The 26,709-nt window shown below is 34.9% G+C and carries 27 protein-coding genes; 16 read left to right on the forward strand and 11 right to left on the reverse strand.

Annotated features, from left to right (window positions below; all coding sequences use genetic code 11):
* Positions 1–39 precede the first annotated feature (39 nt).
* From LQ189_RS12000 to LQ189_RS12035, 8 genes are all read left to right on the forward strand, one after another.
* Positions 40–576, forward strand: coding sequence for a DUF4136 domain-containing protein (locus tag LQ189_RS12000; protein WP_086455261.1), 537 nt, complete (start codon positions 40–42; stop codon positions 574–576).
* 57 nt (positions 577–633) lie between these two features.
* On the forward strand, positions 634–1,035 hold the full coding sequence (locus LQ189_RS12005; protein ID WP_230157399.1) for a group III truncated hemoglobin: 402 nt from the start codon (positions 634–636) through the stop codon (positions 1,033–1,035).
* A gap of 638 nt (positions 1,036–1,673) precedes the next feature.
* Complete coding sequence (locus LQ189_RS12010; protein WP_230157401.1) at positions 1,674–2,102, forward strand: hypothetical protein; 429 nt, start codon at positions 1,674–1,676, stop codon at positions 2,100–2,102.
* An 8-nt stretch (positions 2,103–2,110) separates the two neighbouring features.
* On the forward strand, positions 2,111–3,355 hold the full coding sequence (gene ilvA, locus LQ189_RS12015; RefSeq protein ID WP_230157410.1) for a threonine ammonia-lyase IlvA: 1,245 nt from the start codon (positions 2,111–2,113) through the stop codon (positions 3,353–3,355).
* 112 nt (positions 3,356–3,467) lie between these two features.
* The gene (locus LQ189_RS12020; protein ID WP_370634896.1) at positions 3,468–3,590 is read left to right on the forward strand and encodes a DUF4136 domain-containing protein; all 123 of its coding nucleotides are present in this window, start codon (positions 3,468–3,470) and stop codon (positions 3,588–3,590) included.
* Positions 3,591–3,647: 57 nt separating this feature from the next.
* Positions 3,648–4,049: a group III truncated hemoglobin gene (locus tag LQ189_RS12025; RefSeq protein WP_230157412.1), complete on the forward strand. Its 402-nt coding sequence runs from the start codon at positions 3,648–3,650 to the stop codon at positions 4,047–4,049.
* A gap of 48 nt (positions 4,050–4,097) precedes the next feature.
* The gene (locus tag LQ189_RS12030; RefSeq protein WP_230157414.1) at positions 4,098–5,231 is read left to right on the forward strand and encodes an esterase-like activity of phytase family protein; all 1,134 of its coding nucleotides are present in this window, start codon (positions 4,098–4,100) and stop codon (positions 5,229–5,231) included.
* 222 nt (positions 5,232–5,453) lie between these two features.
* A complete protein-coding gene (locus LQ189_RS12035; RefSeq protein WP_230157416.1) occupies positions 5,454–7,211 on the forward strand; it encodes an aromatic amino acid hydroxylase in 1,758 nt (585 codons plus the stop codon).
* Positions 7,212–7,284: 73 nt separating this feature from the next.
* On the opposite strand, the gene LQ189_RS12040 is transcribed toward LQ189_RS12035, so the two are convergent.
* The 4 genes from LQ189_RS12040 to alaS all read right to left on the reverse strand — a co-directional run bounded on the left by LQ189_RS12040 (position 7,285) and on the right by alaS (position 12,635).
* Positions 7,285–7,905, reverse strand: a complete 621-nt coding sequence (locus LQ189_RS12040) for a DUF4230 domain-containing protein (RefSeq protein ID WP_182651553.1) — start codon at positions 7,903–7,905, stop codon at positions 7,285–7,287.
* Positions 7,906–7,907: 2 nt separating this feature from the next.
* Positions 7,908–8,864, reverse strand: coding sequence for a GSCFA domain-containing protein (locus LQ189_RS12045; RefSeq protein WP_230157419.1), 957 nt, complete (start codon positions 8,862–8,864; stop codon positions 7,908–7,910).
* Positions 8,865–8,999: 135 nt separating this feature from the next.
* Positions 9,000–9,779, reverse strand: coding sequence for a hypothetical protein (locus tag LQ189_RS12050; protein ID WP_230157421.1), 780 nt, complete (start codon positions 9,777–9,779; stop codon positions 9,000–9,002).
* Positions 9,780–9,998: 219 nt separating this feature from the next.
* Complete coding sequence (gene alaS / locus LQ189_RS12055; protein ID WP_230157423.1) at positions 9,999–12,635, reverse strand: alanine--tRNA ligase; 2,637 nt, start codon at positions 12,633–12,635, stop codon at positions 9,999–10,001.
* Positions 12,636–12,951: 316 nt separating this feature from the next.
* Between alaS and LQ189_RS12060 the strand changes: the two genes are divergently transcribed.
* The 8 genes from LQ189_RS12060 to LQ189_RS12095 all read left to right on the forward strand — a co-directional run bounded on the left by LQ189_RS12060 (position 12,952) and on the right by LQ189_RS12095 (position 20,616).
* Positions 12,952–13,929 (forward strand): M23 family metallopeptidase, encoded by a 978-nt coding sequence (locus tag LQ189_RS12060; protein ID WP_086454139.1) that lies wholly within the window; start codon positions 12,952–12,954, stop codon positions 13,927–13,929.
* Positions 13,930–14,068: 139 nt separating this feature from the next.
* Positions 14,069–14,401 carry a MerR family transcriptional regulator gene (locus LQ189_RS12065; protein WP_230157425.1) on the forward strand — a complete coding sequence of 111 codons (333 nt, stop codon included), beginning with the start codon at positions 14,069–14,071 and terminating at the stop codon, positions 14,399–14,401.
* Positions 14,402–14,464: 63 nt separating this feature from the next.
* The gene (locus LQ189_RS12070; protein ID WP_086454137.1) at positions 14,465–15,052 is read left to right on the forward strand and encodes a LemA family protein; all 588 of its coding nucleotides are present in this window, start codon (positions 14,465–14,467) and stop codon (positions 15,050–15,052) included.
* 92 nt (positions 15,053–15,144) lie between these two features.
* Positions 15,145–15,582, forward strand: coding sequence for a TPM domain-containing protein (locus LQ189_RS12075; RefSeq protein WP_086454136.1), 438 nt, complete (start codon positions 15,145–15,147; stop codon positions 15,580–15,582).
* Positions 15,582–16,394 (forward strand): YgcG family protein, encoded by an 813-nt coding sequence (locus LQ189_RS12080; RefSeq protein ID WP_230157427.1) that lies wholly within the window; start codon positions 15,582–15,584, stop codon positions 16,392–16,394. Before LQ189_RS12075 ends, LQ189_RS12080 begins: the two co-directional genes overlap by 1 nt.
* Before the next feature lie 101 nt (positions 16,395–16,495).
* Positions 16,496–16,909, forward strand: a complete 414-nt coding sequence (locus tag LQ189_RS12085) for an Rrf2 family transcriptional regulator (RefSeq protein WP_230157429.1) — start codon at positions 16,496–16,498, stop codon at positions 16,907–16,909.
* Positions 16,910–17,129: 220 nt separating this feature from the next.
* Positions 17,130–19,727 (forward strand): TonB-dependent receptor, encoded by a 2,598-nt coding sequence (locus tag LQ189_RS12090; protein WP_230157431.1) that lies wholly within the window; start codon positions 17,130–17,132, stop codon positions 19,725–19,727.
* Positions 19,728–19,875: 148 nt separating this feature from the next.
* Positions 19,876–20,616: a DUF2490 domain-containing protein gene (locus LQ189_RS12095; RefSeq protein WP_230157433.1), complete on the forward strand. Its 741-nt coding sequence runs from the start codon at positions 19,876–19,878 to the stop codon at positions 20,614–20,616.
* Positions 20,617–20,778: 162 nt separating this feature from the next.
* On the opposite strand, the gene LQ189_RS12100 is transcribed toward LQ189_RS12095, so the two are convergent.
* The 7 genes from LQ189_RS12100 to LQ189_RS12130 all read right to left on the reverse strand — a co-directional run bounded on the left by LQ189_RS12100 (position 20,779) and on the right by LQ189_RS12130 (position 26,680).
* The gene (locus tag LQ189_RS12100) at positions 20,779–22,707 is read right to left on the reverse strand and encodes a hypothetical protein (RefSeq protein ID WP_230157435.1); all 1,929 of its coding nucleotides are present in this window, start codon (positions 22,705–22,707) and stop codon (positions 20,779–20,781) included.
* Positions 22,700–23,218: an ABC-three component system middle component 5 gene (locus LQ189_RS12105; RefSeq protein WP_230157437.1), complete on the reverse strand. Its 519-nt coding sequence runs from the start codon at positions 23,216–23,218 to the stop codon at positions 22,700–22,702. Before LQ189_RS12105 ends, LQ189_RS12100 begins: the two co-directional genes overlap by 8 nt.
* Positions 23,205–23,783, reverse strand: a complete 579-nt coding sequence (locus tag LQ189_RS12110; RefSeq protein WP_227141743.1) for an ABC-three component system protein — start codon at positions 23,781–23,783, stop codon at positions 23,205–23,207. The genes LQ189_RS12105 and LQ189_RS12110 overlap by 14 nt, the downstream gene beginning before the upstream one ends.
* Positions 23,783–24,145, reverse strand: a complete 363-nt coding sequence (locus tag LQ189_RS12115; protein WP_230157438.1) for a hypothetical protein — start codon at positions 24,143–24,145, stop codon at positions 23,783–23,785. The genes LQ189_RS12110 and LQ189_RS12115 overlap by 1 nt, the downstream gene beginning before the upstream one ends.
* A gap of 292 nt (positions 24,146–24,437) precedes the next feature.
* Positions 24,438–25,748, reverse strand: coding sequence for a ribosome biogenesis GTPase Der (gene der, locus LQ189_RS12120; protein WP_144889166.1), 1,311 nt, complete (start codon positions 25,746–25,748; stop codon positions 24,438–24,440).
* A 170-nt stretch (positions 25,749–25,918) separates the two neighbouring features.
* Complete coding sequence (locus tag LQ189_RS12125; protein WP_086453359.1) at positions 25,919–26,128, reverse strand: helix-turn-helix transcriptional regulator; 210 nt, start codon at positions 26,126–26,128, stop codon at positions 25,919–25,921.
* A 3-nt stretch (positions 26,129–26,131) separates the two neighbouring features.
* The gene (locus LQ189_RS12130; protein WP_230157440.1) at positions 26,132–26,680 is read right to left on the reverse strand and encodes a DUF2975 domain-containing protein; all 549 of its coding nucleotides are present in this window, start codon (positions 26,678–26,680) and stop codon (positions 26,132–26,134) included.
* Between the last annotated feature and the right edge of the window lie 29 nt (positions 26,681–26,709).

Genomic DNA, 26,709 nt, shown 5'->3' on the forward strand with positions numbered 1-26,709 from the left:
ACCTGAAACCTCAAACTTGAAACACTAAAATAAAATATTATGAAAACACTAAAATTTATTCCCGTACTCTTACTCTTTGTATTTGCTTCCTGCAGTTCGGTTAGAGTGTACTCTGATTTTGATAATAAAGCTGATTTTACCGCCTACAAGACGTATGCTTTTCACAAAAATGGAATCGATAAAGTTGAAATATCACAGCTGGATAAAAAACGAATCTTAAACGCTATTGACCGTGAATTAAGTGCAAAAGGAATGACTAAGAGTGAAAATCCAGATTTACTTATAAATATTTTCACTAAAGAAAGAGAACGAGTTGATGTCAATCAGTTTAACGCTGGATGGGGTTATGGCTGGGGATGGGGCTGGAATCCTTTCATGTGGGGAGGACAAAATACAATTGCTAGCACTTCAACTGAGGGCACCCTTTTTATTGACTTGATTGATGCTAAAAAGAAAGAACTCATTTGGCAAGGTGAAGGTGTTGGTAACTTAACTCAAAACCGTAGAGACAAAGAAGAACGAATCAACGAATTTGTTACTAAAATTCTAGAACAATTTCCGCCAAAAGAAAAATAGACATTACTACAATCAAACATAAAGCCTACCTTTGCGTAGGCTTTTTTTATAGAAATTATGATACCACAAACCGATATTGCTTCCTTAGACGATATTAAACTCTTAGTCAATACTTTTTATGCTCAAGTGCAAAAAGACGAAATAATAAGGCCTATTTTTAACGAAAAAATAGGCAACCGTTGGCCGGAACATTTAGAAAAAATGTATGGATTTTGGGAAACTATTTTGCTAGAAGTTCATTCGTATTCTGGGAGTCCCTTTCCGCCTCACAAGCAGCTCCCTATTGGTAAAGATCATTTTAACCGTTGGATGGAACTATTTACACAAACTACCGATCAATTATTCCATGGGCCGCTAGCAGATGAAGCCAAATACAGAGCAAAAGCCATGGCAGATATGTTTCATTACAAGATTGACTATTTTCGTAACGCCGAAAAAAACCAGATTAATCCATCGTAAGGCTATGATTTGCAGCTACCTTATTTTTATAAAAAACTATTAATTCTATGCACAGAATACTATTATTAGTTGTTTTCTCTGTGTTACTTTTCTGCGCTCCCAAAAATCAATAAATACCTCTCGTTCAATTTATCTAACAATAGAAACTGATTTAACACGCCTATAAACTTAATTTCAACTTTAAGTGTTTACTTGTACGTCTTACAAAGGGAAAAATAGGAAAATAGAAAAAAGTTACGCTTGTATTAACATTTATTGTAACAAAAAACAATTTAGTAAAGCATGCATACGTTTATTTGCAAAAAAAGCCAAAGTGATTATCATTCATTCTATTTCTTTTTGGTTATTTTAAATAAAAATTAATTACTTTTGCGTCTCAATTATGAAAAACAATAACACAATTATTAACAGCATTTCAATTATCATTCGATGAGAATGTGAGGCGCTGTATAGTATTAACAATATAGAACCTCCCAATTGGGAGGTTTTTTTTTTAAATATGAATCAAAACACTATTATTATTAACATCATTATTATTCGTTTTTATTGACGAGTTAGGATGTTATGCATAACCATGAAGCCTTTCTCTATAAACGAGAAAGGCTTTTTTTTTTGACTAAAAATGAATTACAATTGCTATGAAAGAAAAAATAACCGTTACGCTGTTTTGCGAAAAAGAAGCAACACTAATCAGTAAAATTATCCTAGTATTCACTAGGAAAAAGATAAAAATCGACCATTTTTGGGTAGATTTTTGTGAGTTCACTTCATTATACAAAATCAGGATTGGCTATTGGGATAATGAAACGAATAGCAAAACTATAGTGGCTATTTTGGAACGAATTATCGAGGTTTTTTGTTGCTTCTCTCAAAATCAAAAAGAGCTAGAAACCCATACAATCATACTTTTTAAAATCCCGATTATTCACAATGATCAAATTACACAGTTTCCTATCTCTTATCTATTTCAAGAAAAAGAGCATTGGATTTGTGGCGGCAAAATAACCAACGAGCACTTTTACGCATTACAAAACACCCTAACACAAGCAATATTAGAATTCAATTAAAAACAAAAATGAACTTATTTCAATCCATACAACAAGCCCAACAAGAATTAGTTAATGTAGTTCCCGTTACTCCTTTAACAGAAAACCTTAATCTTTCAGAAGAATTTAAGGCCTCTATTTTGCTTAAAAGAGAAGACCTACAAGTAGTACGTTCCTATAAAATAAGAGGTGCTTATAATAAAATAAAATCTTTAACAGAAAGCGAAAAAACAAACGGCATTGTTTGCGCGAGCGCCGGTAATCACGCACAAGGTGTGGCGTACTCTTGTCTTCTTTTACAAATACAAGGTAAAATCTATATGCCCAAAACCACGCCCAATCAAAAAGTAAAGCAAGTACAGCTCTTTGGTAAAAAGTGGGTCGAAATTATTTTAATTGGTGATACCTTTGATGATGCCTATGCCAAAGCAGTTGCCGATGCCAAGGACAACCAAAAAGCGTTCATCCATCCTTTTGATGATGAAAAAGTCATTGCGGGACAAGGTACCGTAGGACTCGAAATTCTCGAACAATACCAACCTCCCATCGATTATGTTTTTGTTCCCATTGGCGGTGGCGGTTTAGCTTCTGGGCTGTCCACGGTTTTCAAACACCTTAGCCCAAATACCAAAATCATTGGCGTTGAACCACAAGGCGCTCCTTCAATGAAAACATCGATTGCTAATCAAGCCAATACACCCTTAGAAACCATAGACAAGTTTGTAGACGGAGCAGCAGTAAAACAAGTAGGCAACCAAACTTTTGCCATTTGCAAAAAAAATCTAGACGATATCATTCTAGTTCCCGAAGGAAAAGTTTGTACTACCATTTTACGTTTGTATAACGAAGAAGCGATGGTCGTAGAACCCGCAGGCGCTTTGACCATTGCAGCATTGGATTTTTACAAAGACCAAATCCAAGGAAAAACTGTGGTTTGTGTGGTAAGCGGCAGTAACAACGACATTGAACGCACCGCCGAAATCAAGGAACGCTCTTTACTTTATGAAGGATTAATGCATTATTTTATGATACAATTTCCGCAACGCCCAGGAGCATTAAAAGAATTTGTCAATGCCATTTTAGGACCAGACGATGATATCACTTACTTCCAATTTGCCAAAAAAAATAGCCGAGAAGTAGGCTCCGTTGTTGTAGGTTTAGAAGTGAAAAATCCAAACGATGTACTAGCTATCAAAGACAATATGAATAAAATGGGTTTCGAATACCAATACCTCAACGAAAAACAAGATTTATTCACCCAACTCATAGGTTAAAAAAAGGCGGCCATGCATGTGGCGGCCTTAAAAACCTTTTTTTACAAAATCGAAGTTGTTATTTTAGAATTCCCACAGAAAAAATGTCAATTACATCATTTATTTCAACAACATACATGCCTTTTGGCAAGGCGAAGGTGTTGGGAATTTAACTCAAAACCGCAGAGACAAAGAAGAACGAATCAACGAATTTGTTGCCAAAATTCTAGAACAATTTCCGCCAAAAGAAAAATAGACATTACTACAATCAAACATAAAGCCTACCTTTGCATAGGCTTTTTTTATAGAAATTATGATACCACAAACCGATATTGCTTCCTTAGACGATATTAAACTCTTAGTCAATACTTTTTATGCTCAAGTGCAAAAAGACGAAATAATAGGACCTATTTTTAACGAAAAAATAGGCAACCGTTGGCCGGAACATTTAGAAAAAATGTATGGATTTTGGGAAACTATTTTGCTAGAAGTTCATTCGTATTCTGGAAGTCCCTTTCCGCCTCACAAGCAGCTCCCTATTGGTAAAGATCATTTTAACCGTTGGATGGAACTATTTACACAAACTACCGATCAATTATTCCAAGGGCCACTGGCAGATGAAGCCAAATACAGAGCAAAAGCTATGGCAGATATGTTTCATTACAAGATTGACTATTTTCGTAAAGCCGAAAAAAATCAGATTAATCCATCGTAACGCTATTTATTGCAGTTACCTTATTTTATCCAATACACAATCAATTCTATGCGCAAATTACTTTTTTTAGTTGTTTTTCCTGTATTTCTTTTCTCTTGTGCCAATGTAAAACAAAGCGCTGAACACAGTCACATCCCAAAATTAAAACTCTTAAACACTATTGAAGTTCCATTTGATGCCCAATTTCAAAATACAAAAATTGGTGGCTTATCTGGTATTGATTATGATCCAAAAAAAGAGTTGTATTACATCATTTCCGATGATCGATCGATTTTTAATGAGGCTCGTTATTACACTGCCACCATAGCTTTGGAAAATAACCTTCTGAAAAATGTTATATTTCAAAGCATGAGTACTTTAAAAAATGAAACCGGAAAAGTATATGGCAACTGGAACACTGCACCAAACACCTCAACAGATCCAGAAGACATCCGATTTAATCCAAAAACAAACACTTTGGTATGGAGTAGCGAAGGAGCTCGAGTGATAACCGCAGATAAGGAAGTTTTGCAAAATCCTTCCTTGAACTTCATGACTTTAAATGGTGATTTTCTAGGAGATGTAACATTCCCAGAAAATCTAAAAATGCAAAAAATAGAAAAAGGACCAAGAAACAATGGCACTTTAGAAGGCATAACTTTTGATAAAAACTATAAAAACATTTACACCAATATTGAAGAACCACTATTTGAAGATGGTAACCAAGCCACAACCAGCAAAGGAGGTTTGATACGTTTGTACCAGTTTAATGCCAACACCGGAAAAAATACGGCTCAATACGGCTATCTTTTAGACCCTATTGCCCGCGAACCCAATCCGAGTGGTGCTTTTGCTGTCAATGGAATTTCGGCAATTCAGTATTACAGTAAAAATAAACTACTTGTTGTGGAACGCTCCTACTCCACGGGAACGCAAGAATGCACCGTAAAAGTTTTTTTGTGTGATCTAAAAAAAGCAACTAACGTTAAAAATAACACCTCCTTACTGAACCAAAACATACAATTGGGATCTAAAAAACTGGTTCTAAACATGGATGATTTAGGAATTTTTATTGATAATATCGAAGGAATTACGTTTGGCCCTAAATTAGCTAATGGCAATCGATCTTTAATCTTGGTTTCTGACAACAATTTTGCTGAGAAACAGAAAACACAGTTCTTTTTGTTTGAAGTGATGGAGTAGGAAATCAAAAAACATCTTATCATTCGCAACTCCCCTAGCCCCGATTGCAATGGAAAGCTTTTTGAAAAAGCCGTTTTGGTTTTTCTTGTTTATAAAAAGCGACCGCAGGAAGCTCTTTTATAAACTTTAGAAAAACAAACGGGTTTGCAAAAACTTGCAATGAAAAGCGGGAATTAGCTCCTGAATTTCGTATTTTTGCATAAAAACTACAACGTTTTCGACATGAACACAACTATAGAAAGCAATCCGTTATTAGACCGATTGCCAAAACACTTACAACAATTTATTAAACCTCAGGATTATAGTGATTATACACCTATAAATCAGGCGGTTTGGCGTTATGTGATGCGTAAAAACGTGGATTATTTATCTAAAGTGGCGCATAATTCCTACCTAGAAGGGTTGAAAAAAACGGGGATTGAGATTGACAATATCCCGAGTATGTATGGCATGAACCGCATTTTGACCGAAATAGGCTGGGCTGCCGTTGCAGTTGATGGTTTTATTCCGCCCAATGCTTTTATGGAATTTCAAGCCTATAATGTGCTTGTAATTGCATCGGATATTCGTCAACTCGAGCATATTGAATATACTCCTGCACCCGATATTATTCACGAAGGTGCTGGTCACGCACCAATTATTGCCAATCCAGAATATGCGGAATACCTTCGTCGTTTTGGAGAAATAGGTTGCAAAGCAATTTCTTCGCACAAGGATTACGAAATGTATGAAGCTATCCGACTGCTTTCAATCGTAAAAGAAGCCGAAGGTACGCCACAAGCTACGATTGATGCTGCCGAAAAAGCAGTTGAAGATTTGCAAAATAACATGGGCGAACTCTCAGAAATGGCCCAAATACGCAACTTACACTGGTGGACGGTTGAGTACGGATTGATTGGTACGGTTGAAAATCCTAAAATATATGGTGCTGGTTTGCTTTCCTCAATAGGCGAGAGTGCGCATTGTATGACTCAGGAAGTGAAGAAAATACCGTATGATATTTCTGCAGCCAATCAAAGTTTTGATATTACAAAATTGCAACCGCAACTGTATGTTACACCTACATTTGCCTATTTAAATTTAGTTTTAGAAGAGTTTGCTAATAAAATGGCGTTGCGTACTGGTGGATTATCTGGTATTAACAAATTGATTGATTCGAATGCCTTAGGAACGATCGAATTGAGTACTGGACTACAAATTTCAGGTGTTTTCAGCTCGGTTATCGAACATGAAGGCAAACCCATTTACATACAAACTACCGGAAAAACGGCGCTCGCATATAGAGAAAAAGAATTAGTAGGTCATGGAACTTTGACACATGCTGAAGGTTTTGGTAGCCCAATAGGTAAACTTCAAGGGATCAATCTAGCTATTGAGGATATGAGTCCAAAAGACTTGAACGCTTATGACATACTCGAATCAAAAACGGTTACACTAGAGTTTGAGGGCGGTATTACGGTTAAAGGTGAAATTATTACAGGCTCTAGAAACTTACAAGGCGAAATTACTTTGATTCGTTTTAAAAATTGCACAGTAACACATGGTGAAACGGTTTTATTCCAGCCAGAATGGGGCGTTTATGATATGGCGGTGGGGAAGAAAGTAACTTCTGCATTTTCTGGCCCTGCTGATGTAAATAGTTTTGATTTGATTTCGCATTTGCCATCGAGTACTACCATAAAAGCAAAACATACCGCTGAGCGTGATGATTTAGAAGTTTTATATCAAACGGTTCGAAATATCAGAGAAACAAATGATAAAGAAACGTCTTTGAGACCCATTTTCGAAAAAATACAGAGCAATCATCCTAACGATTGGTTGTTAGCTGTTGAAATAACGGAATTATTGCAGGAAAGAAATGAACCTCAATTACTTCAAGAAGTTTTGGTATTTTTAGATCAAATGAAACAGAAAAGACCCGAAGTATCTCACTTAGTTACAGGAGGTTTGGACTTGATTTTTGATAAAGCGAAAGCTTAAAAGCAATAAACCGCAGATTCGCAGATTTTAATTACTTCTAAAAAATCTGTGAATCTGCGGTTATTTTTTCGTTTTACAGTTTTATTTTTTGACCAAATTCTTTTTCGGTTGTGATCACCTGTCCCTCGTATTTTAAGGTCCAACCCAATTGACTTGTTGTGATTAATAGTTTAGACAATTCGCTGATCAATCTGTTTTGAGCGTTTGTTTTTAAACTTGATTTTTCAATTTTCTTAGCCAGATTTGCTTTAACAGACTTATTGATTTTATTGTAATCATCCCCTGTAAACGGATTCAACTTACTTTGTTCTACATCATAAAACTGAATATCCGGACTGATTTTGATTTCTTCTTTGGGAATACTCACAATTGTAATTGTCTTATTAATAGAATCAATGTCGTACTTCATAAGATGTAAATCATAGGCCACAGTAACATCAGCATTTACAACAACTAAGGCTTTTTTCTCAAAAGAAAGCATGTCCATTAAATATTTCTGTTGGTTTTTATAGGTGATCACTTCAGAGAAATGCCCTTCGGTAACAACCAACTTGCCCACGTTAAGAATTTGCTGCTGAATGAGATTGGTATTATAGGTAATATCTTGATCCTCATTTTTCTTAAAATCGCAATATTTAAACAATAAAAAGACACCAATTATAATTCCTATTCCGATAAGTATTCTTTTGAGCATAATTAAAATTTCATAAATGAATATTGTTGTTCTAAGGTAGTTATTTTTTCCTTAAGTCTTGTCTCAAATTTAATATGACTTTCAGAGTTGGGGTTGAATGGCTTGTGAGCAAGACTTTTTTGGATTGCTTCTACCTCATCCATCAGAGAATGAGCCTTTTCAGAAATAGTAGTTTGTTTAAAGCGTTGCCAAATATAATCGATAGCTAGAGTATTAGGATGCAGCATATCATCAGCATAAAACCGATAATCTCGCAGTTCGTCCATCATGATCTCATACGAAGGAAAATAAGCCCCCTCCGCGCCCGAAGGGGGAACTTGCAAAACAGTATGTAAAGCAGAAACTATATTCGCTTTGCTCCTTTGGTTTTCAACAAAACCGTCTTTGATGTGTCGTACTGGAGAAACTGTAAAAATAAGCTGGCATTCAGGATTTAGAGAATGTATTAAACCTACTGTTTTGGTTATACTTTCTTGTATTGCTGTAACTGAAAGTAATTCTTTCTGAAATTGTTTTTGTGGTACTTTATGACAATTTGCCACAATGGCTTGACTTTCTATATTGCGATACACCCATGAGGTTCCATAGGTGATAATGACATGCGTTGATTGAGTTAGTTTTTGTTTCGTTGCTGTAACAATCCCATTCAAGTTATCCAGTAATTCGTGTTTATCAGCATTACTACAATCTGAATGCACATCAAAACAATGCCAACGTTCGTTATAAAAAAACACATCTTCTTCTGTAAATTTCTTTTCGGAAACAGCAAAATTAAGGAGTTTTTCAATTGCCAATGGATGAAACAAAATCCCAAACGGATTACAGCTGTTTTGAAATTTAAAAAGATCCAGTTTTTCGGCCATGTTCACCGCAAAACAAGAACCTATTGACATGATTTTAGAATTGTAATCAATAGGATATTTACTGGTAGGAATGGGAATTTCGGTTCTGAATTGCATGGAATTGTATTTGCAGCAAATTTCAACAATTTTAGCGAATTAAATGAGATTTTGTTCTTTATTCCTAATTCATGACAATAAAAAAACCCTTTCAAAATTTAAACTTTGAAAGGGTTGTATTTGAGAAATTTTATCTTAATAAAAATATTCTATTTTCAAATACCCCACGAATCCACTAGCTAAAGGCGTAGATTCAGAAACTCGTTCTTTAGGATAATTCTCTAAATCATAGGTAAATGCGTTTTTATATGTTGTAGCAGAGGATGTAATTTGACCGTTTATTGAAGTGCTCGTAATTACTGTACTGATAACATTATTATTGATAGAAATTTTATCATTTTGATTTAATAATTCTTTGAACCCTGCAATATTAAATAATGGATTTCTTTTATTGTCATAATCAAAACTAATGCTATACTTAGATTCCTCTCCCGCTAGAGAATTGTCATAAATACGCTCTTCTTTAGTTAAATTATCATTGGTAAAATGTAACGTTCCGTGATATTCTTTAACCTCAACATTTCCTGTACCTAGGGTAAATTTTTCAAAGGAAACTGTTTTATCTGCATTATGGGTATACTTTATTTTGTAATTTCCTACAGAAGAAACGCTCACTAATTTCCCTTTAAAATAGCTGTATTCAATAGTTTCAAGAAGTTGGTTTGTTTTATTAAGCGTAACCATTTTAGAAATCAAACCATCGGTGTATGTAAAGTCTGTGCGTTCCTGAGTGCCATCAATACTAACTATCTTACTCCCATTGTAAGCATATAAATAAGTTTGTGTATTCCCTCTTGCAGTAGTTTCAAGTGCTTTTTGAAGCAATTTAAAACCATCATCAGTATCCTTTGAACATGAAACAAATGTTAAAACAATAAAAGACAAGAAAAAACGTAACACTTTTTTATTTTTCATAAAGACTCAATTCAATCTTTTTATTTTCGGAACAAAGTTAAATATAAATAACTACATACCAACAGAATACAAAAATTCTAGTTAGATTACTAAATTCACCTTTAAAAACGGGCTTTAAATAGTATTCATTTCACAATCAAAACAACTGTATTTCTGTAAAAAAACAAACCCTTTTCAAAACTATTCAAAAAGGGTTTGCGTATGAATTTTAATTTTTGTTTAACCTAAAAATGTTATTGCCTCGTCTAATGCTTGTTGGATTCCGCTTACATTCTTTCCTTTTCCAGAAGCGAAAAACGGCTGTCCACCACCATTTCCATCGATTAATTTCCCTAATTCTCTAATGACAGTTCCAGCATTCAAGCCTTTTTCTGCAACCAATTCTTTAGAAATATAGCAATGAATATTTGGTGTATTATCTTCAATTGAAGCTAAAAATACAAATGAATTTGGTTTAGCTGTTCCAATGGCTTGCGCCAAATCTTTAGTAGAACTCATTGATAAATCTACTTGCTTCGCCAAAAAGTTAACACCGTTTACCTCTTGAAAATCAGCAAGCAAAACATTCTTTAATCCGTCGATTTTCTCTTTTAACAATTGCTCAATCTGTTTTTTTAACTTCGCATTATCATCTTGTAATGAAGTTACTGATTTTAAAACATCTTGTGGATTTTTCAACGTTTCTTTGATCTCCGCCAAAGTATTTTCTTGATTTTGATAGAAATTCTTCACTGCATCACCCGTAATGGCTTCAACTCTACGAATTCCTGCTGCAACTGCACCTTCAGAAATGATTTTGAAATGCCAGATTTCAGCTGTATTTTTTACGTGAATTCCACCACAAAGTTCTTTGCTTTCGCCAAATTCTATCATTCGAACTGAATCGCCATATTTTTCACCAAACAAAGCCATTGCACCTTTGTCTAATGCTTCTTTTATTGGAATATTACGGTGTTCTACCAATTGCAACTGCGCTTCAATTTGAGCATTCACACTTGCCTCTACTTGACGCAATTCCTCATCTGAAACTTTAGAAAAATGCGAAAAGTCAAAACGCAAATAGTTTGGATTTACTAAGGATCCTTTTTGCTCGACATGCGTTCCTAAAATACTTCTCAAAGCCAAATGCATCAAGTGCGTAGCCGAGTGATTCTTAGAAGTTGACGTTCTTAAATCGGTATTTACTTTTGCTGTAAAACCAGCCTCAATATTTTCTGGAAGCTGTTTTGCAAAATGTAATATTAAGTTATTTTCTTTTTTTGTATCAATGATATCAATCGTTTCGTTAGCAGAAACTAAAGTTCCCTTATCTCCTACTTGTCCACCACCTTCTGGATAAAAAGGCGTATTATCTAAAACGATTTGGTATAAAATTCCGTCTTTTTTAGAATCTACTTTTCTGATACGAGTAATTTTTACTTCGTTTTCTGTTTGATCGTAACCCACAAAAGTTTCTACATTTCCAGGAATTAAAACCGACCAATCTTCGGTTGAAACTTCAGATGCAGCACGCGAACGCGCTTTTTGTTTTTGCAATTCAACTTCAAAATCTGTTTCGTTGTAGGTGTATCCTTTTTCTTTTAAAATCAAAGCAGTCAAATCTTTTGGAAAACCGAAGGTATCGTACAATTCAAAAACTTTTGCTCCTGAAACTTCATTTCCTGATGTTTCCGCAACCACTTTGTCTAACAATTGCAATCCTTGGTCTAAAGTTCGTAAAAACGAAGCTTCTTCCTCGCGAATTACATTGGTAACCAATTGTTGTTGAGCTTTAATCTCTGGAAAAAACTCACCCATTTGATTTGCCAAAACGGCTACCAGTTTATTGATAAAAGGTTCTTTGGTATCCAAAAATGTAAATCCGTAACGAATAGCACGACGCAAAATTCTACGAATTACGTAACCAGCTCCTGTGTTTGATGGCAATTGTCCGTCAGCAATTGCAAAGGCAACCGCACGCACGTGATCCACAATGACACGAATGGCAATATTAGTTTTATCCTGTTCCTCTGAAATGTTTTTCACTTCATCAGATGTGTATTTAAAACCTGTAATTTGTTCTACTTTCTCAATAAGTGGTGTAAAAACATCAGTGTCATAATTAGATGTTTTGCCTTGCAAAGCCATACACAAACGCTCAAATCCCATTCCGGTATCTACGTGCTGTGCTGGAAGTTTTTCAAGAGATCCATCGGCTTTACGGTTGAACTCCATGAATACATTATTCCATATTTCAACTACTTGTGGATGATCATTGTTTACAAGACTTTTTCCTGAAACCAAAGCTTTTTCAGCATCGGTACGCAAATCAACGTGTATCTCAGAGCATGGTCCACAAGGTCCTTGATCTCCCATTTCCCAGAAGTTGTCTTTCTTGTTTCCAAGGATGATTCGGTCTTCATCAATTAATGTTTTCCAGATATCCCACGCTTCTTGATCAAAAGGAACATTATCTTCTGTACTTCCTTCAAAAACAGAAACGTATAAATTTTCTTTTGGGATTTTATAGACCTCTGTTAATAATTGCCAAGCCCAATTGATAGCTTCTTTTTTGAAATAATCACCAAATGACCAGTTTCCTAACATTTCAAACATGGTGTGGTGGTAGGTATCAAAACCTACATCCTCGAGATCGTTATGTTTTCCTGATACGCGCAAGCATTTTTGAGTATCGGCTATTCGATTATTTTTTGGAGTTCCGTTTCCTAAAAAAAACTCTTTGAACTGAGCCATTCCAGAATTATTAAACATCAAGGTGGGATCATCCTTCAGGACAATAGGTGCTGATGGAACAATTAAATGCCCATTTGAGGCGAAAAATTCTAAAAATTGCTTGCGTACGTCTTGTGATGTCATTGATTTGATTTAAATATTTAAAGATTGCTAAGAATTGAATTTTTCAATCTTTTAATCTTTCACTCTTTTTTGCCCCAGATAGTAGTGGAAAGCTTTGCATTTTTGCCTACTATTTTTTCTAGAGCTAGCAGAGCGACCGTAGGAAGCTCCTGCTGGATCCAAAGAAAAAAAGAGGGCAAAAAGGTAAACTTGTAACGAATAGCTGGAACAGGCACCTAATTTATTTATTCTTAAAAAAAGACGGTAACAAATGAAACATTTCTTAAATTTGTTCGTCTAACCCATTATAGTGTGCAAAAATAGGGTATTTTAAAATATGTCGAAAGTAAAATATTATTACGATTCTGAAAATCTAGCCTACAGGAAAATAAAAACACAAAAAAGAAGAAAATTTGGTGTTATTATTCTGTTTATACTAGCTGCCGCGTTGTTTGGTTTTTTGAGTTTCATCGTTTTATTGAACACGCCTTTTTTTGAAACACCAAAAGACCGCTTGCAAGCCCGAGAGATTGAAAATTTAAAATTGAATTATGCCATTCTCAATAAAAAAATGGATCAGGTGAACGGTGCGCTTGACGCAATAGAAGAACGTGACAACAATGTTTATAGGGTGTATTTTAACAAAACTGCAATCCCAGACTCTATTAGGAAAGCTGGTTTTCAGGGTAAAAATAGATATGAATTGCTGGAAGGTTATAATAATTCACAATTAGTCATCAATACCACTAAAAGGATTGATGTTATGAGTAAACAATTAGCCATTCAATCAAAGTCACTAGACGAAATTTTAAAATTAGCCGAAGCTAAAAGTGAATTTTTATCAGCTATTCCTGCCATTCAACCGGTACGAAATGAAAACTTAAAACACATGGCATCTGGTTTTGGATACCGAACAGATCCTTTTACGAAAGCCCGTAAAATGCATGAAGGCATGGATTTTACAGCTAAAAGTGGAACACCAATTTATGCTACTGGTGATGGTGTTGTGGCAAAAGCGGACAACACGGCATCAGGCTACGGAAATCATATTGTAATTCGGCACGGATTTGGATATGAAACTTTATACGCACACTTGAGCAAGTACAATACAAGAGCAGGACAGCGTGTAAAAAGAGGTGACATTATAGGTTACGTAGGAAGTACTGGCCGATCTGAAGCTCCGCATTTACATTATGAGGTGTTAAAAGATAAAAAAGTAGTGAACCCACTTAATTTTTATTACGGAAACATATCGGCGGTTGAATATGTAGCTATTTCACAATTAGCGAATCAAGAAAATCAGTCGCTGGATTAGAATAGTGAGATGTGAAATGTGAGATGTGAAATGTGAAATGTGAAATGTGAAATGTGAAATGTGAAAAGTGAGATGTGAAAGATGAAATTTCATTGGACAACAAAAATTAGAATTACAAAAAATTAGAAAATAGATAAAAATGCACATTGAACTTTCAAAAGACAAACGATACTATAGCATAGGCGAAGTAGCCAAAGCTTTTGATGTAAATGCATCACTCATTCGGTTTTGGGATAGTGAATTTGATATTTTAAAACCCAAGAAAAATGCAAAGGGCAACAGAATGTTTACGCCTGAGGATATTACCAATTTGCAATTGATTTATCATTTGGTAAAAGAAAGAGGTTTTACACTTGAAGGAGCGAAAATTCATCTAAAAGAAGGTCAAAAGAAAACCTTGGATAAATTTGAAATTATTAGAAAACTAGAAGCGATACGAATGCAATTAACCAACATAAAAAACGAACTTTAAAACAAACCTCACCCGTGTGAGAAAAACTAAATAACTAAATTTTAAACACTAAATTAAACAAACATGAGAAGATTTTTGCCTTGGATTATAGTAGCAGTTGTAATTTTTGTAATGTACAGCTGGGTTAAAGGGATCAACAACACTGCCGTAACTTTAAATCAAGATGTAGAACAGTCTTGGGGTGATGTACAAACTGCTTATCAAAGAAGAAATGACCTTATAGGCAACTTAGTAAACACTGTAAAAGGAGCCGCCGATTTTGAAAAAAGCACATTGACTGCTGTAATTGAAGCACGTTCTAAAGCAACTTCAGTAAAAATTGATCCAGCCAATATTACACCTGAGCAATTAGCTGAATTTAACAAAGCTCAGAGCGGAGTAAGCAGCTCTTTATCAAGATTATTAGTTTCTGTTGAGGCATATCCTGAATTGAAAGCTAATCAAAACTTCTTGAAATTACAAGATGAGTTAGCAAGTACTGAAAATCAAATTTTAACGGCAAGAACACGTTTTAATGAAGCTGTTAAGCCATACAACTCTCATATCAAAACATTCCCTAACAGTCTTTTTGCAGGTCTTTTTGGTTTTAAAGAGAAAACCTATTTTACTGCTGTTGAAGGTGCTGAAAAACCTGTTGAAGTAAAATTCTAAACCTTATTTTTTATTTTGAATAACGATTTTTGATTACTACTTGCAAAATAGTGGGATTGAAAATCGTTATTTTTCACTCAAAACTATTTCCGATGTCAAAAGTAGAAGATTTTTTAACCAAAGAAGAGGAACAAGAAATTGTAACAGCTATTTGTAATGCTGAAAAAAACACTTCGGGCGAGATTAGAGTTCACATCGAAAAAACCACCACTATGGATCATTTTGATCGTGCTATGGAAGTTTTTAACGAACTTAAAATGGATGCAACTGAACTCCAAAATGGTGTTTTGATCTATCTAGCGGTTGAAGATCGTAATTTTGTCATTTGCGGTGATAAAGGAATCAATGATGCTGTGAAAAGTGATTTTTGGGACAGTACTCGTGATGTAATGGTAGCGCACTTCAAAAAAGGAAATTTTAAACAAGGACTAATTGATGGCATTACAAGCGCGGGACAACAATTGCAACACTATTTCCCTTGGCAAGAAGGAGATACAAATGAATTATCAAACGAAATATCTAGAGGATAATGGTAGTACAAAAAAAGAATACCTTGTTGTATCTAAAACTATTTGTCACTTTATTTTTCGCACAAATAAGCTTTGCACAATTTACAATTCCGGAAAAACCAACTTTTCAAACTTCAGTTTATGATTATGCTAAGGTTTTAAGCGATAGCGAAAAAGCACAGCTTGAGGAAAAATTAGTCAAATATGCAGACTCTACTACTACTCAAATTGTGGTTATTACCATTGAAAGCCTTAAGGGCGAAGACATAGGAATTCTAACTCCTAAATGGGGGCAAACTTGGGGAATTGGTGGTACTGCACAAAATGATAATGGTGTTCTTATTTTATTAGCTAAAGCGGAACGAAAAATATGGATTTCAGCAGGATATGGTCTTGAAGATCGATTGACGGCCGGAATTGGCGGTGAAATAACTCGAAACATTATTATTCCCGAATTTAAAGCCGGAAGTTATTACAATGGACTTGATAAAGGAACTGATGCACTTTTTGATGTTTTTAAGGGAAAATACAAAGGGAAACGAGTAGAGAAATCAAAAGAAAAAAAATTTCCTATTGTCCCAATTGTAGTCATTATAGTAGTTATCATCGTACTAGCTTCCCGAAATAAAGGCGGTGGTGGCAACTCTGGAAATCGCGGTGGTGGCTTTGGCCCTAGCCTTATGGATGTCATCATACTTAGCAGTCTTGGCCGTGGTGGCGGAGGCGGAGGTTTTGGTGGTGGTTCTTCTGGAGGAGGATTTGGTGGAGGCGGATTCGGTGGTGGATTTGGCGGAGGCGGTTTTTCTGGAGGAGGATCTGGAGGCGACTGGTAAGATAATTTCGACCGTAATTTTAAAATACAATTTCATTTATAATTGTAACACTCTTGTTTGTGGCTTTGCTGAAATGAGAGTGTTATTATAAAACTATTTCCATGCTTTCACAAAAAACCAAATATGCCCTTAAAGCACTGCTCTATCTAGCCGTGCAGGACGCAGACCATATCTCTAAAACAATTGAAATTGCCGAGTCGGCTTCTATTCCAAAAAAATTTTTGGAGCAAATTTTATTGGATCTAAAACGGGGTCATTTTGTGGGTAGCAAGCAAGGAAAATTTGGAGGTTATTATCTTTTAAAATCAGGAAATGACATCACGCTAGCTGACATACACCGCCTGTTTGATGGAGCTATTGCATTATTACCTTGCGCATCTTTAAATTTTTATGAGCCTTGTTCAGATTGTAAAACAGAGTCTGAATGCAGCCTACGTCATGGTTTAATGCTTATTCGAGATGAGACCTTAAAAGCCATGCAAGGCATTACCATAGCCTCATTAGTCAAAAAATAAAAATTTTATTTTAAACTCTACTATTTTTATAGAATTTATATATATTTGCACCAAAATATTAATAGTAACTCTATTTAAAGCAAGATGAAAAAGATGCAAGTACAAAAATCCCCAGAAGTTTTCAAAAAATTAAACCCCAGATCAATCGGCTGTATGATGTGTATGTGTTAGAAATAAAAAAATTATTTTAAAACTCTACTAATTACATATACATACTATAATGAAAAATATTTATCTAAAACTAAGCACAACTTTATTATTTTTTCTAGTTTTCTCCACTTCTTTTGCTCAAGTACTTCTTGAAGGAAAAGTAAAAGACGAACAAGATGCCCCAATTGAAGGTGTCAACATCGTTCTAAAAGGTACCACAAACACTACTACAACGCTAGCTGATGGAACTTTCAGTATTGAAGCAAAGTCACTTCCTTTCACACTTATTGTACAATACGCAGGCTACAACACCAAAGAAATTAAAATCACCGAATTGCCTACCAACGTAAAACCACTGGAGATTATCATTTCATACGGAGAAGAAAAAGTACTCTCTGAAGTGGTTGTTACCTCTCGTAGAAGAATAGAAAAAGTACAAGATATTCCAATTGCTGTATCTGTAGTAACTGGAAAACAAGCAGAACAAGCAGGTGCTTTCAATGTAAATCGAGTGAAAGAATTGATTCCTTCGGTACAATTGTACTCCTCAAATCCTAGAAATACGGGTATCAACATTAGAGGACTTGGTTCGCCATACGGACTTACTAATGATGGGATTGATCCTGGTGTTGGTTTTTATGTTGACGGTGTGTATTATTCGCGTCCAGCAGCCACCACTTTAGACTTTGTAGATATTGATCGCATTGAAGTATTGCGCGGACCACAAGGATCACTTTTTGGCAAAAACACAACCTCAGGTGCTTTTAACATTACCACCAGAAAACCAAGTTTCACATCTGGTGCTGATTTTGAAGTGAGCTATGGAAATTACGGTTTCCTGCAAGCTAAAACATCAATAACAGGTGCGTTAAGTAAAAAACTAGCTGGTCGAATCTCATTTTCTGGAACACAAAGAGACGGATTAATTGACAACGTAGCCACTGGAAGACCTACAAATACCTTAAACAATCAAGGAATTAGAGGCCAATTATTGTACAATGCTTCTGAAAACACGAACATTTTATTCGCTGCTGACATCACTACACAGCGTCCTGATGGATATGCGCAAGTTATTGCTGGTGTAGCGCCAACGCAAAGAGCCGCTTACCGCCAATTTGATGCCATCATTGCCGATTTGAATTACCAACTCCCGAGCAGAAATGCTTTTGACCGTAAAATTGATCACGATACGCCATGGCGTTCTGGACAAGATTTAGGTGGCGCATCGCTTAACGTAGATACTAAAATAGGTAAAGGAACTTTGACCTCAACTACAGCATGGCGTTTTTGGAACTGGGATCCTTCAAACGATAGAGATTTTACAGGACTTCAAGTTTTGGCGAAATCACAAAATCCAGCCAGACATACGCAGTTGACTCAAGAAATTCGCTATGCAGGACAAGTGTCTTCTAAATTAAGCGGAGTAATTGGTGCCTTTTTTATCGATCAAACTGTTAAGATTAGAGGAACAGAAGAATCTGGAAATGCACAATGGCGTTTTTCTCAATCGCCAGTAAACTACAACAATAATGGGGTTTCAACTCCTGTACCTCTTGCTAGATGGGCTGAACCAGGATTGCTTGAAGGTTACGGAATACGCACTATTGCTGATATTCATGCTGTAAGTGCGGCTTTGTTTGGTCAATTAGATTGGCAAGTTACGGATAGATTGCACATCCTACCAGGCTTACGCTACAATTACGACAAAAAGGAATCAAATTACGACCGTCAAACGTACGGAGGTTTACAAACCAACGACCCACAATTATTGGCAATAAAAAGAGCGGTGTACACCAACCAAACCTTCTCTGCTAACAAAGACAAATTTGACTTTTCAGGAAATATAACCGTGAATTACAAAGCGACTGATAAAATTAATGGCTACGCTACTTATGCTAAAAGTTACAAACCAGTGGGCGTAAACGTAGCCGGATTGCCTACTCCTGCTGCAGGACAAACATTGGCTGATCTTGCTGTAATTAGACCCGAAGACGTAAATCACTATGAAATTGGAATAAAAACCTCTCCGTTCAAAAGAGCTATTTTAAACCTGACTTTGTACAATACGGATATCAAAGATTTCCAAACCAATGTACAGGCAGCTGAATTAGGAGTAAATCGTGGTTACCTAGCCAATGCAGACAAAGTACGTGTACGAGGTGCCGAAGTGGATGCTAGTTTTGTAGTCAATGAACATTTTACTTTCAACGGGGCATTAAGCTACACGGATGGAAAATATATTAAATTCACTAATGCTCCGCTACCACTTGAAGAAACGGGAGCTCCTGTATCATTCAAAGATGTGTCTGGAACTACTTTGCCTGGTGTTTCAAAATGGGCCGGAAGTTTAGGCGGAGAATATACCAAATCAGCTAAGTTTTTTAGCAACCTAGGTAAATTCTTTGTGGCAATTGACTCGTATGCACGTTCTGAATTTTCATCAAGTCCATCGGCTTCAAAATACTTGGTGGTTCAAGGATATGCTATCTTTAACGGTCGTTTCGGATTTAGAGCAACCGAAGGATTATCTGTTAACTTTTGGGGTCGAAACTTATTGAACAAAGATTACTTTGAGCAATTATTACCAGCTGGCGGAAATTCTGGACATTATGCCGGTGTTTTAGGCGACCAAAGAACCTACGGAATTACCTTGAAGTATTCGTTGTAAACAGCAACTTTATCCCTTAATAATACAGCACCGCTATCCTATGAGTTAGCGGTGCTGTTTTTTTTATAAGTAATGAATTAAATCAACAGATACCTAACTGCTTTAAAATGGCTGACTTTGTGTACATTTGCAACCATTTTTAAAACTAATGACTCATAAATTCCTTTTCATTTGTACACTACTCTGTTTGGGGCTACAAGCACAAACCGTAAAAAAAGTGGACCACCAAAGTATTGTATGGACGCGCTATTACAACCAATTGCTGTTGAGTGAAAAATGGTCCTTACATTCTGAAATTGACAATAGAGTTTTCACAAAACCCATTCAGCAAAATGTTTACGTGTTGCGTATGCAAGGACGTTACAGAATAAACAGCCATCTGGAAACCGGTGCTGGTTTAGCTCATTTTTCTGTTACTACGCAAATCCCAGAAATCAATCCCGACTTTAGAATTCCTGAATACCGCGGGCAACAAGACTTGACTTGGAGAATCAGCGGCAAAAAACTAGTGCTCAACCAGCGTTTTCAGGTAGAGGAACGTTTTATTCACAACGCTAATGCCGCGGGATTACTACCCGGAAGTACTTTTTCATGGCGTTTTAGATACCGCCTACAGGGAGATTATACGTTTTGGAAAAAAGAAAACCAAGCTATTAAAGCCATTCTCTCTGATGAAATCATGTTGAATGCTGGAAAATCAACCCGTAAAAACACCTTTGACCAAAACAGAATTTACGCAGCGATACATTTTCAAGCTAGCAACCATTTTTCGTATGAGTTAGGCTACCTCAACAGTTATCAAAGGCGACCTAGCGGTGTTGATTTTTTTGATCGTGATATTATCCGATTGAGTGTTTTTCATCGTTTGAATTGGAAAAACAAATCCTAAAAATAATCCCGAATTTCTTCGGGACTATCGTTCTTGGTAATATAGCTGATTTATGACTAAATTAAGCTAATTCTTTGGATTTGCAAAATATTACAAATACAAAACAATCTTCCCGTTAAGCCTGATTCCAGCCTATTGCTCACTAGCTGTTATATGCAGTCTTTATTGTTTAGGGATGTTTTTCAAACTTGGATTTTCTTTCGTATAATATTCTCCAACAACTAGATTACTCTGGTTTAGTTCGTCTGTAATGTAAGAAGTTGTATAAATCATTTGGTAGCTATTTGGGTCGTAATTCCCAACTCTGTCAATTAATAATTTTTGTAGATTTTGAGCTCTTTTCGTTTCTATACCTTTGTCCTCCATATTATCTGCAAATATGAATCTTGGGTATCTCATACCATCTATATGTAATGATGCTAAAAAAATGGAGAATCTTGCAGAAACCTTCAAATAGAAATTTGAACTTGCTGAATATTTTGAGAATTTATTTGATAAGAATGCTATATTATTAGAATAGTCAATAAAGAAGTCGCTTGCATTCTTAAATTCGTCTTGTCTATCCAAGTCATTGTTAAGTAAGTAAACGCCCTCTTCTCGGATTTTCTCATTAATTGCTTCTTTTAATTTTACTTGAGCCTTTTCAGCTCTAAATATATAAGTTTTTAAAAAATTTACCTCTTTTTCAAGTTGATTCTTTTTTTGGATTAACTTATCATAAAGTTCTGCATTTTCTAACATAGTTCTATATTGAAGAATTTCCCCGTCAATAAATCCTTTTTTACTATTAAGATTATCAATAGTTTCTTCATTGAATGACTTTACATCTACCAATGCAATATTTACCTGTTTTTGCAAGTCTTGAAGTTTGCCAATTTCGGCAGTATATTTTGACTCTATTGTTAATAAATTACGTTTATTCAGTTCTAGTAATTTTTGCGATTCATTAATTTGAAAACCAATTTCTAATTCCATTCTTCTAGCTTGAACAACACCAAATGATTCATCAATTGGTTCTTTACACAATTTACAATTTGAACCGTCTTCTTTTGGTTTAATTCTAGTGAGGCATTCAGGACAATATTCTAAAGGCAGATTACCTAAAAACTCTCTTGTATGAATTGAATTTTTTAAGGCTTTAATCTTTTTGCTTAATGTTTCTACAAAATATGTAGAATCCTCAATCTCATTATTCAAAAAAGAGATTTGTTCTTCTAAATCAATTACAATTTTTCTTTGAATAATTGAATCTTCGGTTAATTTTTGGAAAGATAACTTAGAACCCTCTTCATAATTTACTTCTTTCTCTTTATTTCTTATAGATACAATTTCATCCTGAATATCTGATATATCTTTTTCTCTGTTCTCAATAGCCGTCGTTAAATGAACAGGACTTAAAGATAAAGGGTCAGAAAAAAAGTGAGATGTAGCTTTTATTTCACTTTTTATCCCCTCAAATTCTTTCTCGGCTGATATTAAACGTTTCTTATTTTCATACAATTTTTCATTATAGACACCAAGTAACAAGTCTGAAACAGTTTCTCTAGTTAATTGACTGTCAAAATGTTCATAGTAAAACAACGAACTAGTTGGCGAATCTTGATCAATATATAATAGTCGCAAAATTTGGTGAAACGTAATATTATTATCTCCTTTAACAATTGGTAAGCCAAGATTATCAAATAACACATTTGAGAAGCTTTTGCTTGTTTCGGTTGTTTTATAGCCGAATTTTTGCCATCCCTTATCAAAAGGAGGGTTAAAACTCTCTTCCATATTACCCCAATAAAAATAGAGAGGAGTTTGAGTACTTATGTTTCCATCTTCATCTTTTACAATATCACGTTTTATTGTAAATATTGCATTATTCATTTCTACTTCTGCAATTGCTTGCGAACACAATCTAGCTTCAGGAACAAAATCATTGAAAGCGCCACCTAATACATAAAATATAAAATGTGTAATTGTTGATTTACCACTACTATTATCTCCTCTAATGATATTAACTCCCTTATGAAATTTTTCATCATAAGCTATTTTATTATCGTCCGTTATAATTCGTAGTCTATTTAGAAAAATATTATTACGCATCGTATTTGCTTTCTAGTAGGTTTGTTCTATTTTTTAATCCATCAGTTCCAAATAATGAAACTTGATTAAAATGTGAAGTCATTAAGGCAATCACATTTTTTTCCTTCGGCGTTAATTCTTCAAAATTATTGACAAAATCAACAAGAATACCTTTGTTAATTATTGAAATTCTTTGTTGATTTAATAATGATTTATCAATTATACCGTAGGAGGCAATGCAATTAAGTGCAGCTTGTTGATAAGGTCTGATTTTTTCAAAAATCTTTCTATTCTCTGGTATACGTTCATAAGGATTATTATAATCTTTAATAAACTCTTTTCTGATTCTTCTAATATCTGATTCGTTTTGTTTTAAACGTATATCGTGAATTTTACTTGGGAAAAGCAAGTAAAAATCCCATATTCTAACTCTTTCAATTTCTAAAATTGTTTCATTTTCAAATTTATTTAGAAAATGAAGAAGTCTAAAAATAGTATGATAGAGGTCAAAAGCTTGATTATATACTATCATAATTTTTCCAATTTAAGTGACATTGCCCTGTTAAGTAATAAACCATACCAAAAATATCGTCAGCATTATAATTTAAAACTTCATCATTTTCTCCCTCTATATTTATTAAATCAAGAACTGGTTGAACAACTTTTATAACTACTTCTTTTAGAATTTCGTCCTTTGTTGCTTCTCCATTTACTAATGGCAAAACAAACGCTTCAAAGTCCATTTTAATTTTACCGAATAATTGGCAATCTATCCACTGTGCAGATTCAAAAAACTTATTAAGTTCAAGACGTTTAGCAAATTTTTCTTTTTTTCGAGTAGCTTCAATAATCTCACTTTCTTTAAAGCCACCATCTTGAAGTTTTGTTGGCATATCAATACCATCACGACTTGTTAGATAATATTTTAATGATTCCATAATACCCTCATATCTTTCATCACTTGCAACTTCTTTATTTAGTTTTTCAAATCGTTTAGCAAACCTTGTTTGTTTTATTAAATAAATTGGAGCTTGATTGACGCCAATGTTTAATTGATTCTGAATTTGATTACTATTATTGTCTATATTCTGACTCATTACATCTGAATATTTCCTGTGTTATGTTGAATATTAATTTGCTTTTCTATTTCTCCATTGTTGTTAATGTTTTGTTGATAATAAAAATTTAAATTCTTTTGTCCTTTTTCTACAGCTTTCTCAAGTTCTTGTTTGAAAATATTGTCTTTGCTTATTACTTCTAATAAAAGGTTGGATAACTTGTCTCTTTCTTCTTTTATGTTAACATCAATTAAAAATTCAGTTTCTTTGTCTTTTGTGAAAGGTTTTTTGATTAATTTCCATATATCTTCTCCAATTCCTTCTGCAATACTTTCTCCTGTTTTAAGTAGGTAAGGTGTTGCTAATGAAATGGCTGTTGTAATTAATGTTATTGGTTCCATATTGTCTGTTTGTTTTTTATTATGTAGTTTTTTAAGATTGCATATAACTAATCAATATGTTTTATGAAACAAATCCAATCTTTCCTAATATAGATAGCTTCATACCATTTCAATAGCTCTTATTTCTACGAAAATAATCATAATAATTTTCTTAACAATAGAAATCTTCCAATAACTTACAAATCCGAAAACTAGTAATACATACTACAAAAAAAGCCCAAGAATAAAATCTTAGGCTTTTGGTATCTGCTAAAACAAAAAAACCACTTCGTTACAAAGTGGTTTTCTAGTTTTATTTCTCTCTAATATAAATATCAATTGGCACTCCTGAAAAATCCCAATTTTCTCTAATTTTATTTTCAAGGTAACGTTTGTACGGTTCCTTAACATATTGTGGCATGTTGGCAAAAAATACAAACTGAGGCGTTTGTGTAGGCAACTGCATGCAATATTTAATTTTTACATATTTCCCTTTGGTAGCTGGTGGCGGATAGGCCTCAATTACCTTAAGCATGAATTCGTTAAATTTAGAAGTCGCAATACGCTGCTGTCTGTTTTCATACACTTTTACCGTTGCTTCTAATGCTTTTAGCAAACGCTGCTTGGTCAAAGCCGAAACAAAAAGAATTGGCACATCCGTAAACGGCATTAATTCTTTCTTGATTTTCTCTTCGTAATCGCGGGTTGACATGGTATCTTTTTCAACCAAATCCCATTTGTTTACCAAGATTACAACACCTTTGCGGTTTTTTTCGGCCAACCAAAAAATACTTTGGTCTTGTCCTTCAAATCCACGCGTGGCGTCAATGACAAGGATACAAATATCAGCATGTTCAATAGCACGTACAGAACGCATTACCGAGTAAAATTCTAAATCTTCCTTAACCTTAGCCTTACGACGAATTCCCGCAGTATCCACCAAGTTAAATTCAAACCCAAAACGGTCAAACTTCGTATCAATAGCATCACGCGTAGTACCCGCAATGTCCGTAACCATAAAACGTTCTTTACCAATCAAGGCATTGATAAAACTTGATTTACCAGCATTTGGTCGCCCAACTACTGCAAAACGTGGCAATACCACTTCCTCTTGAACCGGTTCTGGTTTTACTGGAAAAGCATCAATTAAGGCATCCAATAAATCTCCTGTTCCACTACCTGATATACTCGCAAACGTATAGTATTCACCTAAACCTAAGTTGTAAAACTCTAAGGCATCTTTCTCACGCATGGCGTTGTCTACCTTGTTTACCGCCAGCAAAACCGGCTTAGTCACTTTACGCAACAAGCGCGCCACAACATCATCCATAGGCGTAATGCCTTCCTCAACATCAACCACAAAAATGATTACATCGGCCTCATCAATAGCCAGTTCAACTTGCTTGCGGATCTCGCCCTCAAACACGTCATCAGAACCTTTTATGTAACCACCAGTATCAATTACAGAAAATTCTTTTCCGTTCCACTCGCTTTTACCATAGTTTCTATCGCGGGTCACCCCAGATACTGAATCTACAATAGCTTCTCTTCTTTGTATCAGCCTATTAAAAAGGGTCGATTTCCCCACATTAGGTCTTCCTACTATCGCAACAATGTTATTCATAATATAATTTGAAAATTCGTTTTTCCGAAACCTTATTTTTCCGTTTCGGGTGGCAAAGGTAGTGTTTAAAAGCGTGATTATCAATTTTTTTCGAATATTAGCCACATTAGCAAAACCTAACCACCTCATCTTCAAAACAAAACTCACAACCGTACCACTACCCTATGTATTTATTCGTTCTTCGAATATTCTAAAATATCGCCTGGCTGGCAATCTAAGGCTTTACAAATAGCTTCCAAAGTACTAAACCGAACCGCCTTAGCCTTTCCTGTTTTTAATATGGATAAATTTGACAAGGTTAAATCCACCTTCTCCGAAAGCTCGTTCAATGACATCTTCCGCTTGGCCATCATCACATCTAGGTTTACAATTATTGCCATAACTTAAATGGTTAGTTCGTTTTCTTGCTGCATTTCGATTCCCTTTTTTATAATTTGCCCAATTACCAATAAAATGACACTCGTAAACCACCACACATCACCACCACCAAAACTTAAATCGGCAACATTAGGCATTTGTAGTCCGCCTTTAATTAAATTCTGTGTAAAGCCTGCTCCCCACAAAGAAAAAAGCCCGATTCCAAAAGAAATAGTAGCCACCAAATCAATAAATTTCTTCAAAGAATCATTAAAAGGCTGCGCCAAATTGATTTTTTTATTGTGAAAAACTAGTACAATAGTATAAAACAAGATCGCTTTCAACACCGCAACAATACACATTAAAACAGTCAAAGTCACATAATGCGACTGGTTGAAGTAATACAAAGCTTCCAAATCAACCTCTGTCCAAAACTTACTTGCCCCAGCTGGATTGAGCAGCAACGTAAAAACAGTGTTGAAAATAAAGCCACCCGCCTGGATGCACAGCCCCACAAAAATAATCCAAGATACCACTTGCAGTACTTTAAAAACAAAATTGGTTTTTCTAGACATGATACAAAGTATTTAAAATTAAAACACAA

This window comes from Flavobacterium sp. CECT 9288 (assembly GCF_918731615.1).
Lineage (GTDB): Bacteria > Bacteroidota > Bacteroidia > Flavobacteriales > Flavobacteriaceae > Flavobacterium.